Below are 18,225 nucleotides of genomic sequence, written 5' to 3'. Positions count from 1 at the left end.
GCCAGAAAGCACTTCGCTCCCTCCGGTTGCCGCATTCAGGTTCGCCTGGGGCCATTTCCGCTCCTAAGGGTTTTACTTAGCGTAAAACCAGGGTTTCCCCAATGTACTCATAATATTGACTGAGGTAGGATGAAGCCACTTTGATTCTAACTGGGTTCATTACTATCATGAAAACAAAACTGGCAAAAGTTTTTGCGGCGTTATCGATAGTAGGCCTGCTGGCTTCGCTGAATCCTTCTGCATTTGCGGCTCAGTCCGATGACGCCTCCGAGACCTCCAAGATTCACGCAGCCGCCCAGAATGCTACAACGCGGAGTGACCATGAGGCGGTAGCAAAGTATTATGAAGATGCGGCTACGCAAATTCAGGCAAAAGTGGAAGAACAAAAGCAACTGCTTGAACATTATGAGGATAAAAGCTATCTCTATGGCAGGCGGGCACAAGATCTGCAATCGCATACCACGGCGTTAGTACGTCATTACGAGAAGACCGTCAAAACACACATACAGGAAGCCGCCTTGCATCGTCAAATGGCTTCTAAACTCGAGGAAAATCATGCTGTGTCCGGCACTCAAACGGCTAGTGCTGCGGATGAGCTCTAGGATGCTAGGATGTTAATCATGGGTTGATCTTTCCAGATCAGATGCCTTGCCGCTTGGGGTATCGAAAATTGAGTAAGCATGAGTAATAAGTTACCCCGCCTTGGAGCGGGGTAACTTATTTTTACGCCCGGATTTTTCCGATTCATCAACCGGCTGCCGGTAAGGCGTTATCGGATCTTGCTGAATCGTTGCGGTGGCTGTCTCGCTACCTCGATGCTCCGCGAAGGCTGGCATTTTCCATGCCAGGATTTGTCATCCGTAGCGGGCAACACCGATTTCTTTCTCAAATCTCTCTCAATGCGCTGATATGTTCGGTACCGCACAGGAAACCCTGTTTGGTGCCCTTACTATGCACGGGCAAATTCGATGATCCGCGCTTTGATCGTATTCCGAAACGCGGAAACTCAAGTTTGCCTGTGAATTTATGTAACCTGTGGACGTATTAACACTTCCATTTTTCAATCAACTCAATCCAATCTGGAGGTAATCTCATGGCGAATGGATTTAACAAAAAAACACCGAATATGCCGACTGAACCGCGTGCTTTGAAGCGGCTCGAGAGGTACATCGAACTCGGGGAATTCGATGATGGCCAGACCGCTGGAATTCCGAGCACTCCGCGCTACCTGGTGACCTACATGAACTCGCAGACCGGTAGCCGGATTCGATCCGCCACGGTGGTGTCGGTCACGAACCAGTCGGACAAGATTAATCGCGTTTTCGTGTCGTACTTTAAAGGGTTCACCGACAATACCTCACCGGTTGGCGTGGCGGTCTTCGCCATTCCACCCGATTTCACCGTCGATTTCTCTTCACGCAACCTTCCCGGTGAACTCACCGTATGCAACGCTATTTGCAATCCAGAGCTGATCTTTGACGAAGGCCGCGCGATCGTCAGCTCAATGTTCCCGGAAATCGGCGTCAGCAGTCGCATTTATTACACTTCGGGCGACAAGGACGAAAACCTGTTGTCGATCACCGATTCGAAGATTGTCCTTTTCGGAAGAGGGAACCGGGGGGATTGACCAGGAAAGTGTCGTCCCGGCAGAAAGAGCAGGTGGCGGCCGTATTTATTTTCTGATGGAGATATATTATGGATATCGAATATTTTTTAAAGAAAGCCCAGGCGAGTGCGATAAATATTGCCAGAGAAGATATCGCCCAGGTTGCTATTGGCAACATAAAATCCCTGCGTTCCCGCATTGTGTCCACTGAAGAAGAGGACACGCTGGAATTGTCTGAAGTATTGGAAAAAGGGTGTCCAATTCCCCTGGAATTGGTGTATCTCGAAACAACCGGAGACCGGCCGCGAACAGGTTTTTATGTCGTTGAATTATTGAATGCGTCGCAGAAAACTTCAAGTATCGCGTTTCGGAACATCGAAAGTGGAGAAATACTGGATTACAGGCTCATATTTAATCACGAAGGAGGCATTTCATCGGACGGTGCATCGGCATTCGATCCCGACTTTAATAATTTCGCCTATTCGAATTATGTGAATTGGTGTGGCAGGTGGAGAGGCCGCAGGCGGTTGTGGCGAGTATGTACCGGAGAGGATTGCGCGCTCGGTTATGGGATCTGCTTCCAACGCCGCTTGCCGAACTTATAGCAGCGGTCAGAAGATTGTTGAATCGGCTGTTGAATCGTTTTGGGGGCATAAGACCGGCGATTTCAATGAGTGTCTTTACGGCCTACGCCAATATCAGCGGCCGCCCATCGTTTCCATTGCCTCCAGCTGTGCCCGCAGGGCTTCCACCTCGTCCAGCAACTGCAGGGCCAGCGCCACCCCGGCGGCGTTGACACCGAGATCGCTTTGCAGGTGCGCGGCTATCCTGGCATGGCGCATATGGGTTCCCGTAAAGCGCCAGGCATGAGGCTCATCGTCTCCGATGGACGTTTCCGGGAGTTTTTCCGGCGCGATCAAGCCCTCGTCAACCAGTTCGACAATGTATTCGGTTTGCACCGCACAGACACGGCTGATTTCGGCAATAGTCAGCAGGTTTTGTTCATCCAGAAGAATTCCGCTCAATTCTTCTGGCGACTCATTGGACGAATCTCGTGGTTTATCCAGCGGCACATCGCGCGGAGAGGAGGGGGGATTGGCATTTGTCATGTTTTCACTCCCAATCTGGCTCGTGGGTTGAAAGATTTGAATTGTACGGCCATGTTGTGGTAGAAATCTTTGGCACTGTCATTGTCAGCGGGTGGCACCACGATCTGAAGCACCACAAAAAAATCACCCGGCGTCTTGCCGGGAATACCACGGCCTTTCAATCGCAATTTCCGTCCGGCGGCCGAATCGGCGGGTATCTTGAGCTCGATGGTTCCATCCGGGGTGGGTGTTTTGACTGTTGCGCCCAGGGCGGCTTCCCATGGCGCCACCGGCAGGTCGAGATACACGTCGCTTCCATCGACGCGGTAGTATGAGTGGGGCCGGAATTCGATCTCCAGATAAAGATCTCCCGCTTTGCCCTGGCCATGCCCCGGTGCACCTTGTCCCGCCAGACGAATCTGCTGTCGGGCGCGAATACCCTTGGGAATTTTTACATTGAGAGCATGTTCGCGCGTCGATACATGTCCCTGCGTATCGACCCCGGGCACCTGCAGGGTGATGGTACGGGTTGCGCCTGTATACGAGTCTTCCAGGTCGATCAGTACCTTGGCATAATGATCCTGGCCTGGACGATGGAATGTTGCCCCGGTAGTGCCATGCCTGCCGGTAGCCCCCTGGCCGCCGGCAAAGCGGGCGCCAAAACCCTGGCCGAACAGGGATTCGAAAAAATCGCTGTACTGCGACGCATCGCCGCCAGAGAATTTTTGTCCGGAAAACTCGAAACCGGTATTCCAGTCGGGTGGCGGGCGGAATTCCTGGTTCGCTTTCCAATTTGTGCCGAGTTGATCGTAAGCTGTTCGTTTTTCCGCGTCCTTCAGCACTTCATAGGCTTCCCCCAGCTCCTTGAAGCGGACTTCGGCGTCTTTCTCCTTGCTCACATCCGGATGATATTTGCGCGCGAGTTTTCTGTAGGCGCGCTTGATATCATCCTGCGATGCGTTGCGCGCAACACCCATTATCTTGTAATAGTCCTTGAATTCCATCTATTGTTCCGATCAGCGATAACGAGATACGACGAAGAAGTATAGGTAAGCATAACCTTTAATTCTCCTTTGTGACAATCGCTTCGTTGGCGATGCACTGCAGAAAATGTTAACGCTATAGGGCATTTTCCAGCGTGACGCTTGTCTTATGTGCAATTGCCGTTTTTTTTCCGGTAACGAAGGAAATGGTGCCTTGGGCGAAGGCAATCGGAACAATGCGGGACACGCGGTTGCGGAACAGGAGCGTATGTGAAAAAGATCGGATTAATGTGGCTTGTCCTCGTTATGCTTGGGCCAGTTTCCACCGGTTCAGCGTGGACGCGAGATGGAGGCGGGGGCGGAGGTGATGGGGGAGGTCATCACGGTGGTGGAGGTCACCACGGTGGGGGTCATCATGGCGGGGGGGGGCACCATCATCATGGGGGAATAGGTTTCATTGGCATAGGAGGTTTCTATCCCGGTTTTGGCTTCGGTGGATATGGATACGGTCCGGGTTATTATGGCGGTTATGGCTATGGTTATGGCGGCTATGGATTCGGAATGCCTTATTACTCTCCATATTACGGGTACCCCCCGGTAGTGGCTGTACCGCAAGCACCACCAGTGTATATTCAGCAGCAACCACCGCAGGCAGCGGTGCAACCGCCGCCGCCACAAGCACCCGCCAATTATTGGCATTATTGCAGAAACCCGGAGGGGTATTATCCCTATGTAAAAAAATGCCCCGATGGCTGGCTGCAAGTGGCTCCTCAGCCCGCCCAATAAGGAGTGGCCATGTTAAAAAACCATAGACGATTTCCGTTGCTGCTGGTGTTCTTGTTGGGGGCATGTGCGAGCATACCGAGCGGCCCCAGCGTGATGGTCCTGCCGGGGTCCGGCAAGACTTTTGATCAATTCCGGGGAGATGATTCCTACTGTAAACAGTATGCCAGTGAACAGGTAGGAGGAACGACACCGAATCAGGCAGCCGTTTCCAGCGGAGCCGGAACCGCCGCAATCGGTACAGGGGTTGGCGCGGCGGCGGGCGCCGCTTTTGGGGGAGGAACGGGTGCCGCGATTGGCGCGGGTAGCGGCCTGCTGGTGGGAGGACTGATGGGAACGGGTACCGCTCGAACTTCAGGGTATGTCATCCAGCAACGCTATGATATGGGTTATATCCAATGCATGTATGCCAAGGGTCATCGTGTCCCTGTATCAGGCCAGATCATGGACAGCTATCGCAACCAGGCGCCTGGCGCCAATCCGCCCCCGCCTCCGCCTGGCAATCCTCCGCCCCCGCCTCCGCAATGAAGCGGCTGCCAACGTGCGGGTGATGCAATTACGTTTGAATAGGTGGCCAGCTTAGACATGGCGTTTTCTCAATAAGAATCACATGGGCGCGCACCACTCCTGAAGAAAAGATTATCATCCGATCTGAACATTGCGCGCCATCGTCTGACGTTAGCCAGTACCCGGGCATGATTTGATATGCCGATGTCCCGATGGGTTACGCCACGCTTACCCATCCTACCAAAACCGGATTGAAGATAATTATGAGTCAAACCCATCTTAAACGCGGCATGACGGCGCACGATATCGGCGCTACGGCTGCCATCATCCCTGTCGCCGATAGTTCCGGTCTCGCCGATCTATGCGATCTGCAATTCGACAACAGCTTCGTGCGCGAGCTGCCGGGCGACCTGGAGACTCACAACATTCCCCGCGCGGTGCGGAATGCCTGCTATACCCGCGTTGATCCAACCCCGGTGCGTGCGCCCCGGCTGCTGGCCTGGGCAGATTCGGTGGGCGAACTACTCGGTGTTTCGCGTCCTGCTTCACCGGTGAGCCCGGCGGTCGAAGTGCTCGGCGGCAGCCGCGTCCTGCCCGGCATGCAGCCGTATGCGGCGCGTTATGGTGGACACCAGTTCGGTCATTGGGCGGGGCAGCTCGGCGATGGCCGCGCCATTACCCTGGGCGAGATACTCGGCCCGGACGGGAAGCGCCGGGAGCTGCAGCTCAAGGGTGCGGGCAAGACTCCCTACTCGCGTACCGCGGATGGCCGCGCGGTGCTGCGTTCCTCGGTGCGCGAATTTCTGTGCAGCGAAGCCATGCACGCCCTGGGGGTGCCGACTACCCGAGCGTTGAGTTTAGTGGCCACTGGCGAAACGGTAGTGCGCGACATGTTTTATGATGGCAATCCGCGCCCAGAGACGGGCGCCATCGTCTGCCGTGTGGCGCCGTCGTTTGTGCGCTTCGGCAACTTCGAAATCCTTGCGGCGCACAATGAACTGGACACGCTCCGGCGTCTGGCCGACTACGTGATACGCGAGCATTTCCCTGAACTGGGCGCGCCTTCACCGTCAACTTATGCACGCTGGTTCGAAGAAATCTGCCGCCGTACCGGGATGCTGGCCGCTCACTGGATGCGGGTGGGCTTCGTCCACGGCGTGATGAATACCGACAATATGTCGATACTGGGATTGACGATCGACTATGGTCCCTATGGGTGGCTGGAGGGTTTCGATTTTCAATGGACGCCCAACACCACGGATGCGCAGGGGCGGCGGTATTGCTTCGGCAACCAGCCGGAGATCGCGCACTGGAATCTGACCCGGCTCGCTAACGCCCTTGCCCCGCTGATCGAGGACCACGCGGCGCTTGAGTACGGCTTGTCGGTCTTCGGTGAGACTTTTCAGAATAAATGGCGTGGCATGCTGGCGGACAAACTCGGACTGGTTTCGTTGGGGCAGGACGGGGATGACACGCTGGTGAGCGGCCTGTTCGATCTGCTGCAGCAGGTTGAGACCGATATGACCTTGTTCTTTCGTGGACTGATGGCTATTCCGGTGGATACTCAGGGTGACAATCCGGCGGCTACCATGGATGACGCTACGCTGGCTGCGCCGTTGCACCGGGCGTTCTATACTGAACTGGCCCCCGCGCAGATGGCCAGGCTGGCTAGCTGGCTGCGCCGCTATATTGCGCGCGCGCGCCTGGATGCGGAGGCTACCAGTTTGCCTGAATTTGCGGATGTGCGCCTGGAGCGCATGAGACGCGCCAATCCCAAATACGTCCTGCGCAATTATCTGGCGCAGCAGGCCATCGAGGCGTTGGAGCAGGGTGATGCTTCTGTCATTACACGGCTGATGGGAGTATTGCAACACCCCTACGACGAGCAGCCTGAGCATGAAGAGCTTGCAGACCGGCGGCCCGAGTGGGCGCGTAACAAACCGGGTTGTTCGGCGTTGTCATGCAGTTCTTGAATGCTTGCTGCGTTGGTCGATGAATGAAAGGTAGGCGATAGGGCGTGAGAGAGGGAAGAGGGGATAGGGGATAGGGGATAGGGGATAGGGGATAGGGGGAGAGAGTCGAATCTGATTTCGACATCTGGCGTCAGCCCGGAGTCAGCCCGGGGCGGCTTTCCTCTCTCAACAATCGGGAGAGGAAAGCCGTTGATTCAGGTTAAAGCGTTTTGAGATATTCGAGCAGCGCTTTTTTCTCGTCCGCTGAAAGCGTGGTGCCGAATTCATGGCCGCAGCGGCTGTTTCCCGAATTCCGGTCGCTGCAATCCGTGGTCTGCAATGTATAGTCGAACTTGGTCTGATCGACAGCAAGGCCGACATTGACCAGGTCGTAAGCAGGGCCAACCTTGAATGAACTGACCCTTTCGGCTGCGGGCTTCAGCAATTCGGCAAGCGATGGCACCGATCCATTGTGCAGATAGGGAGCAGCTGCCCAGATTCCTTCAAGTACCCGGGATTCATAGGCATAGGAAGGCGTCGTGGGCGCCGGAGCATTGAACGCATCCTTGAGAGACTCGGTTTCGGGCGTAAACGGCGATTGCATGCCTTTCACCTGTGCCTGATCTTCCGCCTTCATCAATACCGGAACGTAATGCTGGAGAATGGAGCCGATTACCGATAATCCCAGAACGTTGAAGGCCGTGTCGACCGGTTTGAGAGGCTGGGCGAGAAAGGGGATTTTTGCTCCTTCAAGCACGCCGGTCTTTACGGTCCAGCCAAGAATGTCATATTCCCTGGAATCGGTGCCGACATCCAGAACCGGTGTGGCCCAGGTTTTCTGCTCGAAGAACCGGGTCTGCCCAGGACTGATTCCATGGCATTCGACGCAGCCGCCTTGATCAGTCTTGCGTGCAAAGATTGCTTTGCCCTTGGTGGCAAGCGCCTGGTCTACTTTCCACGGCCATCTGGGCGGTCCAATTTTACGAATCAGGTCCTCCAGCGCGTCGAGTCCCTGGAAATTGGCTGAATTATTATGCAGGTAGTCGATTCCAAGCAGTCGCCACGCATCTTTCTTAGGATGGAAAACACCGAAAACCCCGTAAACTTCACCCAGATTACGAGCTAGTCCCAGGATATTATTGCCATTCCCGGCAAAGCCGGGCCACTGGGTTTTGTCCTGAACCGCGGCATTCCAGAGGAATGGATAGCGCACCGGCGCGGTGGCGGGTTTGATATTTTCAGGGATCATATAAGTGGGCGGCGGACCGATGTCGAGCCCCGTGAGCCGGTTAAAAATCATCGCCACGGCGTCCAGCCGTGCCGGTCCCCAGGGCGGGGTGGGCAGTGCGCCTTTCATTAACGTGTGATAAGGCAAATACCAGCCTTGCAGCGCCTGGCCCAGCTTCGTCTTCTCGGCCGGTGTTGGCGACGGACCCAGCACAGCACGCGCAAATTCCGTAAATGCCTGCTGATTCGTCAGCACGGTGTTTACCGCCTTATCAAGATCGGCAAGGAAACTCTGAAAGTCGACAATACCCGGGCCGCCGTCGATCCGGTAGAGACTGCCATTGACTTCAATCTGGCGCGTATGGCATGCGGAGCAATTCATGCCAATCTCCTGGCCGTTACTTCCGCTGCCGACGGTAAAGCCGACCGGCAGCCCGGGTGGGTGACTCGCCTTGTTGGGCAAATAACCATAGCGGCCAAGACTATCGGCCATAAAAGGCTCGCCATTCGGCTGTTTCAACGCCGCGATCCAGCTAAGCGGCATGATCCGTGAACCCTGGTCGCGGCTGTAGAAGTCTTTTTGAGCGGAAGCCGTCCACTCCTTTCCCTGATCAATGGGTAGCGGAGCCGCCGCGAATGAAGGCGGCGGCGCGAGCATAGCGGACGTGAACGCCATGCTGCCGATCCAAAATGCAAATCCGTTTCTCACTTGTTATTCTCCTTATGAGCTAACCGGCATATTTCATGAATTGGCTCGCATCCTTGCCCGCCTTTTGATTGATATCAGAGATTTTGTCCCGGCCGAACGCATGAACTGCTGTGCCCTGCCTTGCAAAAGCTTCTACCAGTCAAAAGCCCTGCGCGATGATCGCACGAAGCCATAAAATATCCAGGCTAAATGAATAGAATCCAGCCCGGATACCTCAACTTGCCGGTATACGAGCCAGTTCCACGATGGGTGTGAATATGTCAAGCGGGTTGCGCTTGACCGTGTTACGCAAGCGGTGCTTCCATTCCCAATGCCTCCTTCATCGTTGTTAACGATGAAAGTATTAGATAGGAGAATTGAGATCGTGACTACCTGCAAGATCTTACAGGTATGAAGAGAATAAACTTTAGTTCTGCGTTCCTGCTCGTCCAAATGGTGGAGGAAATCCATCCAGCGATGGAGGATGCGGGCAACATGAATCCGGTTCCGCCAACAAGACGGTGGAAATAACAGGCGTCACTGCCCGGGAGCATCTAAACCGGTGAGCAGGTTTACTAAGACTTGCGTGGATACTTTATTCCGTGGATGGTTTTGTCCAGAAGCAAACGCGTTTTTTTGGCGGCTCGCTCTTCATGTTTAGTCAACTCTTTCTGCACCATTTCCGCGAACGCGACCAGATTTTGTCGAGGGTAGGCATCCTGCACGCCGCCGTCCTGAAAGAATTCGGCTATCCAGCGAGCATTCAGCTCGGTGTTCCCCGTTTCCTCCAGATAATCCTCTGCCGCCATCTTGACGTAGTCCGTCAGTTTGGGCATGGTGTCTCCTTATTTGAATCAAAAGACAACGATATCTGAAATCTGTTGAATTATATAGAGACAATAGCCATATGATTCCCCACAGCTGGCAGCGAACCAAGATCGTATGTACGCTGGGCCCTGCGACGGACTCCCCCGGCGTTATCGAGCAACTGATCGAGTACGGCATGGATGTTGCGCGCGTGAATGCCTCGCACGGCGATCATGCCGATCATGCGCGGCGCATTGAGCGGGTGCGTAACGCAGCGCATGCGCTCGGCCAGCCGGTGGCTATTCTCATTGATCTGCCGGGTCCGAAATTCCGCATTGGCGATCTGCCGGATGATTTTCGCAAGCTGACCGAAGGTGCGATAGTCAGGCTGGCTGCGGAAGGCGGCATCGCGGAGGAGGGCGGTGGTGCGGAAGAGTACAACACTCTTTTGCCAGTGCGAGACCCGGAACTGCTTCACGCGCTCCGTGCGGGAGAGTCGGTGTTCCTGGCCGATGGCTCAATCGAGCTGTGCGTCAAAATCACGAGCGCCGCCAACGTCCAGTGTGAAGTGATCATCGGCGGCACTGTACGCTCCGGCTCCGGGATCAACGTTCCCGAATCAATTCTGAGCGAGCTGGTGCCTACCGATGATGACCGGCGTCATCTCGCATTCGCGGTGGCGCAAGAGATTGAATGGGTCGGCGTGTCGTTTGTGCAATCGGCCGGCGATCTTGCGCGGGTGCGAGCATGCCTGCCGTCTGGACCGGGTCCGGGGGCGCAGCCGCTGCTGATGGCCAAGATAGAGAAGCGCCAGGCACTCGCGGATCTCGATGCGATTGTGGAAGCGTCCGACGGCGTGATGGTCGCGCGCGGTGATCTGGGAGTCGAGACCGATCTTGCCGAGATACCGGTGGTGCAGAAGCGTATTATCGCGGTGGCCAATGCGCACGGGCGCCCGGTGGTCACCGCCACGCAGATGCTCGAGTCGATGGTGGAGCGCGAACATCCGACACGGGCCGAAGCCACCGACGTGGCCAACGCGGTACTCGATGGAACGGACGCCGTGATGCTCTCCGCCGAGACAGCCATCGGTCAATTTCCCATCGCCGCCGTACGGTTTCTTGCCCGCGTGCTCACGGCGACGGAGAAGGGATATAGCTTGCGCATGGCACATGACCGGATGCGGGCGACGGACATGCCCAGTTCCCCGGATCAGCCGGGCAATGCCCTGAGCTTCGCCGCCTGCCAGCTTGCGGCGCGGCTCAGCGCCCGGGCCATCATCGTGCCCGCCCATACCATGGCAGCGGCGCTGGCGATTGCCCGTTTCCGCCCCCAGGCGCCGCTTATCGTCGTGGCAAGTTCCATGAGATTGTATCGGAGCCTGGCGCTGGTGCGCGGGGTTTCGCCGCTTCTTTCCGCTGCCGTATTTGGTACTGGAACCCGCACTGGAACCGGGCCGCAGGCTTGTCTGGTTCAAGCCGGAGAGTGGCTGGTCTCGCAGGGTCTGGCGGAACTCGGCGATCAGGTTGTGCTGGTCTCCGCTTCCAGTAGCGCTTGCGAAAGAGCCGACACGCTTCGGACGATCCGCCTGAGTCTGGATGGGAGTACCGGATAGGCGGTTTCCTTTACAACTACAATTCGGGCAGCGTTTCCAAATCGCTGGTGTCGCCGGTATCTTTGGCGAGCATTACCCGATTGCGCCCCGCTTCCTTTGCTTTGTACATTGCCTTATCCGCACGCTCAATCAATGTTTCCTTGCGCTCGCCTGGCCTCAACATCGCCACGCCAACACTGATGGTTACCGGGATGCTGAGTTCCTTCAAATGCAACGGAGTTTCCATCACCCCTTTGCGTATCCGCTCCGCGATGACCTTTGCCAATTCCAGATGGGTGCTCGTCATGATAATAACGAATTCTTCCCCGCCGAATCTGCCAACCATGTCGAAGTCCCGTACTGCCGCCTGAATCCGCCCCGCCACATGTTTGAGCACGAAGTCGCCCACCACGTGTCCATGGGTATCATTGATTTTCTTGAAGAAATCGAGATCGATCATCGCCACGCACAGCGGGCTGCCGCTCCGGCCATCGTGACCTCTGTGCGCCATATTGATATGGTGATCAAGGGTCTCCATCAGCGTGTTATAGCGCATCAAGCCCGTGAGTTGATCGGTCGAAGCTTCCTGATGCCAGTGGGATGTTTCCTTGCGCAGCCTGGTGAGCGCCTTTCGCAGTTCGTCAATTTGTGGAAGACGATAACCTTCGGCACTGAGGTAGACGTCCAGGGAGTTGAGTTTCAAAATGCAGTCGATGAGGGGGCGCAGGGTTGCCGTATCGTCCGCGAATTTGACCGATAGATTGTTTATCAGTGCTTGCTGCGTGAGGCTATGCTGTAGCTGCAGAATGCCCAGGGGAATTTTTGCGCGAACGAAAGCGGCGGCGATGGCCAGCCGTTCTCCAAAATATTTCGGGGTATCGAAGTCCTGGCCGTAGTCCCGTAAATGCCGGGTCCATGTTTGCGTGAAGCATTCGATACCCATACTCCGCTCGATCAACGCGAAACTTCGCTCGCGCGCAAGCGCGACGCAGCAGGAATGCACCAGCGCCTCGGCTTCTCCCTCCGCGGCTTCGCTCCGTATGCGCTCCGCCAGTTTGGCATGTTCGGCATGCAGCCCCAGTACCGACAGCGCCTCCTGGATTCGCGCGTTGTCAAATCCAAATGTGGCGCAATCGAATGTGGTTTTAGTGTCCATCAGATATGGAGCGTGGCACTCATTCATAGGTTCCCATGGAGGTCTCCAATAGAGACAGGGCGATTCTCAAGAGATGACGGCATCCTACAGGTTGCAGCGTAAAGCATAATGCACTACCCTCAGCAATTCCGGTATTGATGACATAGAATAGTAAAGAATTAGTCATAAAACAGTCATTGGGCACTATTTTTGGAGCCCACGTCATCCACCGTGAACCCATACGGAGTCTCTATGAACCTCGGCCCCCGCGTAATACTGGCATCTGTCATTGTTTCCTCCGTATTGATGGGATGCGCATCTCCCCGATCTTTTCTGGGTGCTTCGTTACCCAAGATGAAATATGAGGATGTCAAAAAGAGAGAGACACCGCTTCGTTTGCAGCTCATTGTCGAGTTTCAGCGAAATGGGGATCCCTTCCCCAAGGGAGACATTCCATTGCGGGATTATGCCGCAAAGATACTTGGCGATACGGGTGTTATTACCCCGATTGATGCGGTCTCCGCAGCTGACGATCAGGGAGAAGGCGCCATCCGGATAGTCCTGAATAATATTGCAGATAGCGGCACCGTTGCCGCGGAAGCGTCTCGCTCGGGTTTTCCGCTGTGGATGGTTGGAAAAACCATTACCGACGCTTATACCATGTCGATGGCCATCACCATAAAAGGAAAGACGATCAGGCGAACCGGCATAAAACACGCATTCCACACGGCGCTCGGCAATATGGAGATCCCCGAGGGTATTGAGGTTTTTCCTTCGAACGAAGCGTTTGGACGAATGCTTGAGCAAATGATTCTGCGGGGGCTCCAAGACATGCAAAGAAGTGGGGAATTGTCATGGTTGGGTTCGCCGGGATCGATCGTTTTTTCTTGAGTGGTTTTCCGGCGATGAAATTGTTGGGTTACGCTACGCTAACCTAATCTATCACTTCAGGGGCCATGGTGCGTGGCCGGCTTGTCACATTCAACGGAATCCGTCCCATAGTGAGCTCGCCATAAGGTGAAAGTCTCAGGATGAGAGGTCAACTACCGGGTTCAGGTCTAATCGGAATACCCGGCACCTATCCTCCTTTCTTCCCTGGAGTAATAGCGCACGTCGCCCAACGGCACGATTACCAGCCCGCCTTCGGTGACGTGATATTTTTCACGGTCACGTGCAGGATCGAAGCCGATCTTCGTACCGGGGGGGATCACATTGTGCCGGTCAACGATCACGTGACGCAGCTTCGCTCCGCGCCCGATGCGTACATAATCCATGATAACGCAGTCTTCGATCTGTGCCCCCGGCTCAACCATGACTTCCCGCCGGAGGATCGAATTGCGTATCTTTGCGTTTCTTATGATGTTCGCCGCCCCCAGTAGAACATTGTCAAGTTCGCCAGACGTCACCCAGGAGGTCGGTCCCTGATAATAGCTGGAAAAAATCGGCCACTGCGGATTGAAAAGATCGAAGCGCGGCTCCAGGCCGAGCATGTCCCGATGCGCCTCGAAATAGGTATCGAGTGTTCCCACATCGCGCCAGTAGCCTTTTTCCTCATAGGGCTTGGTATCAGGCACTACGTTGGTTGCAAAGTTGTAGGCAAACACCTGATGGGACTGGGACAGGTGCGGGAGTACATGATGGCCGAAGTCAGTTGCGCCATCCTTGTGCGCATTCTCCAGCGTCGCTCTCAGAACGTCTGCATTAAATAGATAATTGCCCATGGACGCGTATGCGTGTTGCGGATCATTCGGCATTGGCTTCGCTTGTTCGGGCTTTTCTTGAAAGCCGGTAATGCGTCCCGACTTATCGGTTTCGATAATGCCGAAGTTCGAAGCCTGTTCCAGCCGCACGGGAAGCGCGGCCACGCTGATATCCGCGTCGTTCTCGCGGTGGAAGCGCACCATCTGCTGAACATCCATGCGGTAGATATGGTCCGCGCCGAATACCGCCACCAGGTCCGGCCGGTGCAGGTCCATCAGGTTCAAGCTCTGATACACGGCATCCGACGTGCCGCCGAAGAGTGTACGTTCCGATGTCATCTGCGGCGGCACCACGGTGACGAACTGCTCGGAAAACAGAGTGGAAACCGTCCACGCCTTGCGGATATGCTCGATAAGAGATTGCGGCTTGTATTGCACCAGAAGATAAATTGAACGAATGTCGGAGTTCACCAGATTGGTAAGGACGAAATCCACGATACGGTAGCGGCTGCCGAACGGCACCGCCGGTTTACAACGATCTGCCGTCAATGGCCGCAGGCGTGAACCCTCGCCGCCCGCCATGACAAAAGCCATGACTTTTTTCCGGCCTCTTCTTTCCTGCATATCGTTGTCCACCTTTTACCTCTTGGTCAACACGCTGGTTTAGTTATAGCCCATATTACTGCGGTTTTCTGCTAGAGTGAGAAACAACAAACCCAAAAAGAAAAAATTCGCATTCCTTCATTTATCCATGCCTATCGTTCCTGTCCTTCATACGTCCCAACCGCCTGTGGGAAGCAGGGTATCGCCGCATAGCCGGTGCGTCCGGTGAAAGTCTGGCCCGGAAATCCCTATCCGCTCGGCGCTACCTACGATGGCGCGGGAACAAACTTCTCGCTGTTTTCGGAGGTTGCCGAGCGTGTCGAGCTTTGCCTGTTCGATGAACTGGATTGTGAAATCCGGACTGATCTACCTGAGAACGCGGGTCATTGCTGGCACGGCTACTTTCCTGACGTCGGGCCGGGGCAGCGCTATGGTTTTCGCATACATGGGCCATGGGCGCCCGAGCAAGGCAATCGGTGCAATCCAGCCAAGCTCCTGGTGGATCCCTACGCCAAGGGCATTGATGGCGACGTTCGCTGGGACGAAGCGGTATTCCCTTACCTGTTCGCAGAACCGGATGTGCGTAATGACAAGGACAGCGCGCCCTTCATGCCCAAGTGCGTCGTCCAGCAGCCTTTCTTCGATTGGTCGGGGGATCGCCTACTGCAACGGCCCTGGCACGAAACCATTATCTATGAACTGCATGTCAAGGGATTCACGGCACAGCATCCGGACATACCGCCGGAATTGCGAGGCACCTACGCGGGCCTCGCCCATCCCGCCGCGATCGGGCATTTGAAACAGCTCGGGGTCACGGCGGTCGAGCTGATGCCGGTGCATTATTTCGTGCAGGAGAAACACTTGATCGACCAGGGGTTACACAACTACTGGGGCTACAATTCCATTTCCTATTTCGCGCCGCACAGCGGCTATGCGGCTGATAAACGTCCGGGTGCCGCCAGCGCCGAATTCAAGCAGATGGTTAAGGCCATGCACCAGGCCGGTATGGAGGTCATCCTCGACGTGGTCTACAACCACACCGCCGAGGGCAATCATCTGGGGCCGGTGCTATGCTTCAAGGGCATCGACAATGCCTATTATTACCAATTGACGGCGAACGATCGCCGCCACTATAGGGACTACAGCGGCACCGGCAATGGCTTCAACATGCGGCAGCCTCACGTATTGCAGCTGATCATGGATTCGTTGCGTTACTGGGTGCTGGAAATGCACGTGGATGGTTTTCGCTTCGATCTGGCTTCCGCCCTGGCGCGCGAACTGCACGAAGTGCAAAAATTGTCCGCCTTCTTCGATCTCATTCAGCAGGATCCGGTCATCAGCCAGATCAAGCTGATTGCCGAACCTTGGGACCTCGGCGAGGGGGGGTACCAGGTTGGCAATTTCCCGCCGGGCTGGTCGGAGTGGAACGGCAAGTATCGCGATTGTCTGCGCGACTTCTGGCGCGGCCATGAAGAGACGCTCAGCGAGTTCGCACACCGCTTCACCGGCAGCCCGGATCTGTACGCCGGCAACTCGCGAAATCCTTTTGCCAGCATTAATTTCATCACGGCACACGACGGCTTCACGCTTCACGATCTGGTATCTTACAATGACAAACACAATCTGGCCAACGGCGAAGATAACCGCGACGGGAGTGACGACAATCGTTCCTGGAACTGCGGTGTCGAGGGTGCCACCGACGATGCCGGGGTGCTTGCTCTTCGCGCCCGGCAGCAGCGCAATTTTTTGGTCACGCTCATGTTGTCGCAAGGCGTGCCCATGCTGCTCGCCGGGGATGAATTCAGCCGTACGCAGCAGGGTAACAACAATGCCTATTGCCAGGATAACGAAATTTCCTGGATTGACTGGGTCGGCATTGACCAGGATTTATGCGAATTCACCAAGCGCCTTGTCGCTTTCCGCCATGCCCATCCGGCCTTTCGCCGCCGCCGCTGGTTCCAGGGGCGGGCCATTCATGGTGCGGACTATAGCGATATTGCCTGGTTCAGTCCCGCGGGCGAGCAGGCGAGCGAGGAGCCATGGGGTGGATGGCTCGCCAAAAGCCTGGCGATTTTCATCAATGGCGAAACCATTCCCAACCCCAATGTCCGCGGCGAACCGGTTACCGACAATAGTTTCTACCTGATCTTCAATGCCCATCACGAAACGCTGGATTTTATTCTGCCTGCGGTCCGCTGGGGCCAAGGATGGCTACATATCCTCGACACCGCCCGAGGCTGGATCGAAGATGCTACGCCGCTTCAGGCTGGCGCCAAGCTAAGCGTGGCGCCGCGGTCTATGGTGCTGTTGCAGCGCCAGGACTAAATAATTTTCATGTGGTCGGAGGTCACAACATGAAATCGCTGGGCAAAAGACCGCAGGGCGCGCGGCTTGAGCGTATGCGCACATCCCCGCTATGGGCAGGCGACCAATTCCGGAATGTACATCCGATTATTCCGAACTTGCGTGATCCGAACGCCGCGATGCCGACGCTCAGCGAGTTTCTCTGCGGCGGCGAACGGCGTGTACCACGGGGGCCGCTGCCTTCAATGAACCCGCTGGATACCTGGATCCGGCAGCCGGTCACCAGACTACGCGCCACCTGGCTCGGACATTCCACGCTTCTGATCGAGATTGATGGCATCCGTGTACTTACCGACCCGGTCTGGGGGCTACGCGCATCGCCATCGCAACTTGCCGGCCCCAAGCGGTTCCAGCCCGTTCCAGTCCCATTGCGCGCCATGCCGCCGATAGACTTGGTGATCGTTTCACACGACCACTACGACCATCTCGACTATCCGACCATCCACGAACTTGCCAAGCGCGACGTGCCATTCGTGACTTCGCTCGGCGTCGGTGCGCACCTTGAAGCCTGGGGCGTGCAACCTGAGCGCATCGTCGAACTCGACTGGTGGGAATCGCACCGCTTGCCGAACAGCGAACTAACGGTGACCGCCACACCGTCGCAGCACTTTTCCGGACGCGGGCTGCTCCATGGCCGCAACACCACATTATGGTCCTCTCTCGTGATTCGCTCACCTCGTCACACGGTGTTCTTCAGTGGCGATACGGGCCTCACGACGGAATACCAGACCATCCGCGAACGGTTTGGCCCGTTCGATCTGGTGATGCTGGAAGTGGGTGCTTTCGATCCTGCCTGGGGCGACATGCACCTGGGCCCGAAAAATGCGCTTGAGGCACTGAAACTGCTCGGCGGCGGTCCTTTCCTGCCTGTGCACTGGGGAACGTTCAACTTGGCGATGCACGCCTGGGACGAGCCCCCGGAAACCTTGCTGGAGTTGGGACCGAAAGCGGGCGTGCAACTGGTGATGCCGCGCCTCGGAGAACCGATTGAGCCAGCGCATGCGGAACGAGTTGAACCGTGGTGGCGCGATATCGACACAGTCGGGCGCCAACCAGGGCCTGACGCAAAGAGGGAGGTCACTATGCCGAAGGCAATGCCATGGCCGATCGACTAAAGGAAACGCGGCAAATTCGAGCGCTGATTGGGTGAATCCACTCTTCAGAGGTTAAACTCAATCAATGACTCGA

18 protein-coding genes are annotated in these 18,225 nt (G+C 56.0%); 11 read left to right on the top strand and 7 right to left on the bottom strand.

Going from position 1 to position 18,225, the window contains the following annotated elements; translation table 11 throughout:
* The first annotated feature begins 167 nt into the window (after positions 1 to 167).
* On the top strand, positions 168 to 602 hold the full coding sequence (locus BLO43_RS02510) for a hypothetical protein (RefSeq protein WP_090905633.1): 435 nt from the start codon (positions 168 to 170) through the stop codon (positions 600 to 602).
* A gap of 90 nt (positions 603 to 692) precedes the next feature.
* On the opposite strand, the gene BLO43_RS16660 is transcribed toward BLO43_RS02510, so the two are convergent.
* Positions 693 to 836, bottom strand: coding sequence for a hypothetical protein (locus BLO43_RS16660; RefSeq protein WP_175443823.1), 144 nt, complete (start codon positions 834 to 836; stop codon positions 693 to 695).
* Between the two features lie 257 nt (positions 837 to 1,093).
* On the opposite strand from BLO43_RS16660, the gene BLO43_RS02505 reads away from it, so the two are divergent.
* Entirely contained in the window at positions 1,094 to 1,627 is a 534-nt protein-coding gene (locus tag BLO43_RS02505; protein ID WP_090905632.1) for a hypothetical protein, read from the top strand.
* Positions 1,628 to 1,695: 68 nt separating this feature from the next.
* Entirely contained in the window at positions 1,696 to 2,211 is a 516-nt protein-coding gene (locus tag BLO43_RS02500) for a hypothetical protein (RefSeq protein WP_090905631.1), read from the top strand.
* 93 nt (positions 2,212 to 2,304) lie between these two features.
* Here BLO43_RS02500 and BLO43_RS02495 read toward each other — a convergent pair whose 3' ends face one another.
* Entirely contained in the window at positions 2,305 to 2,715 is a 411-nt protein-coding gene (locus BLO43_RS02495) for a chaperone modulator CbpM (protein WP_090905630.1), read from the bottom strand.
* Positions 2,712 to 3,698, bottom strand: a complete 987-nt coding sequence (locus BLO43_RS02490; RefSeq protein ID WP_090905629.1) for a DnaJ C-terminal domain-containing protein — start codon at positions 3,696 to 3,698, stop codon at positions 2,712 to 2,714. Before BLO43_RS02490 ends, BLO43_RS02495 begins: the two co-directional genes overlap by 4 nt.
* 249 nt (positions 3,699 to 3,947) lie before the next feature.
* Here BLO43_RS02490 and BLO43_RS02485 point away from each other — a divergent pair, with 249 nt between their 5' ends.
* The 3 genes from BLO43_RS02485 to BLO43_RS02475 all read left to right on the top strand — a co-directional run bounded on the left by BLO43_RS02485 (position 3,948) and on the right by BLO43_RS02475 (position 6,940).
* On the top strand, positions 3,948 to 4,463 hold the full coding sequence (locus BLO43_RS02485) for a hypothetical protein (protein ID WP_090905628.1): 516 nt from the start codon (positions 3,948 to 3,950) through the stop codon (positions 4,461 to 4,463).
* A 9-nt stretch (positions 4,464 to 4,472) separates the two neighbouring features.
* Positions 4,473 to 4,988, top strand: coding sequence for a glycine zipper family protein (locus BLO43_RS02480; protein ID WP_090905627.1), 516 nt, complete (start codon positions 4,473 to 4,475; stop codon positions 4,986 to 4,988).
* Positions 4,989 to 5,230: 242 nt separating this feature from the next.
* Positions 5,231 to 6,940, top strand: a complete 1,710-nt coding sequence (locus BLO43_RS02475; RefSeq protein ID WP_090905854.1) for a protein adenylyltransferase SelO — start codon at positions 5,231 to 5,233, stop codon at positions 6,938 to 6,940.
* Positions 6,941 to 7,139: 199 nt separating this feature from the next.
* Here the strand turns inward: BLO43_RS02475 and BLO43_RS02470 are convergent, their stop codons facing one another.
* A complete protein-coding gene (locus BLO43_RS02470) occupies positions 7,140 to 8,822 on the bottom strand; it encodes a di-heme-cytochrome C peroxidase (RefSeq protein ID WP_090905626.1) in 1,683 nt (560 codons plus the stop codon).
* Here BLO43_RS02470 and BLO43_RS02465 point away from each other — a divergent pair.
* A complete protein-coding gene (locus tag BLO43_RS02465; protein ID WP_139149221.1) occupies positions 8,812 to 9,030 on the top strand; it encodes a hypothetical protein in 219 nt (72 codons plus the stop codon). The two genes, BLO43_RS02470 and BLO43_RS02465, sit on opposite strands and share 11 nt — an antisense overlap.
* A gap of 379 nt (positions 9,031 to 9,409) precedes the next feature.
* On the opposite strand, the gene BLO43_RS02460 is transcribed toward BLO43_RS02465, so the two are convergent.
* Entirely contained in the window at positions 9,410 to 9,670 is a 261-nt protein-coding gene (locus BLO43_RS02460) for a hypothetical protein (protein WP_090905624.1), read from the bottom strand.
* A gap of 71 nt (positions 9,671 to 9,741) precedes the next feature.
* Here BLO43_RS02460 and pyk point away from each other — a divergent pair, with 71 nt between their 5' ends.
* A complete protein-coding gene (gene pyk / locus BLO43_RS02455; protein WP_090905623.1) occupies positions 9,742 to 11,256 on the top strand; it encodes a pyruvate kinase in 1,515 nt (504 codons plus the stop codon).
* Positions 11,257 to 11,272: 16 nt separating this feature from the next.
* Here the strand turns inward: pyk and BLO43_RS02450 are convergent, their stop codons facing one another.
* Entirely contained in the window at positions 11,273 to 12,391 is a 1,119-nt protein-coding gene (locus BLO43_RS02450) for a GGDEF domain-containing protein (RefSeq protein WP_254773287.1), read from the bottom strand.
* A gap of 231 nt (positions 12,392 to 12,622) precedes the next feature.
* On the opposite strand from BLO43_RS02450, the gene BLO43_RS02445 reads away from it, so the two are divergent.
* The gene (locus BLO43_RS02445; RefSeq protein ID WP_090905621.1) at positions 12,623 to 13,261 is read left to right on the top strand and encodes a hypothetical protein; all 639 of its coding nucleotides are present in this window, start codon (positions 12,623 to 12,625) and stop codon (positions 13,259 to 13,261) included.
* Between the two features lie 167 nt (positions 13,262 to 13,428).
* On the opposite strand, the gene BLO43_RS02440 is transcribed toward BLO43_RS02445, so the two are convergent.
* Complete coding sequence (locus BLO43_RS02440; RefSeq protein ID WP_254773286.1) at positions 13,429 to 14,664, bottom strand: glucose-1-phosphate adenylyltransferase; 1,236 nt, start codon at positions 14,662 to 14,664, stop codon at positions 13,429 to 13,431.
* A 234-nt stretch (positions 14,665 to 14,898) separates the two neighbouring features.
* Between BLO43_RS02440 and glgX the strand changes: the two genes are divergently transcribed.
* The gene (gene glgX / locus BLO43_RS02435; protein WP_090905619.1) at positions 14,899 to 16,998 is read left to right on the top strand and encodes a glycogen debranching protein GlgX; all 2,100 of its coding nucleotides are present in this window, start codon (positions 14,899 to 14,901) and stop codon (positions 16,996 to 16,998) included.
* Positions 16,999 to 17,072: 74 nt separating this feature from the next.
* On the top strand, positions 17,073 to 18,152 hold the full coding sequence (locus BLO43_RS02430; protein ID WP_217628011.1) for an MBL fold metallo-hydrolase: 1,080 nt from the start codon (positions 17,073 to 17,075) through the stop codon (positions 18,150 to 18,152).
* The last annotated feature ends 73 nt before the right edge of the window (positions 18,153 to 18,225 follow it).

It is taken from the genome of Nitrosospira sp. Nsp13 (genome assembly GCF_900101945.1).
GTDB lineage: Bacteria > Pseudomonadota > Gammaproteobacteria > Burkholderiales > Nitrosomonadaceae > Nitrosospira > Nitrosospira multiformis_D.
The sequence above is the reverse complement of the archived record's forward strand: the minus strand, read 5'-3'. Positions and strand labels throughout refer to the sequence as shown.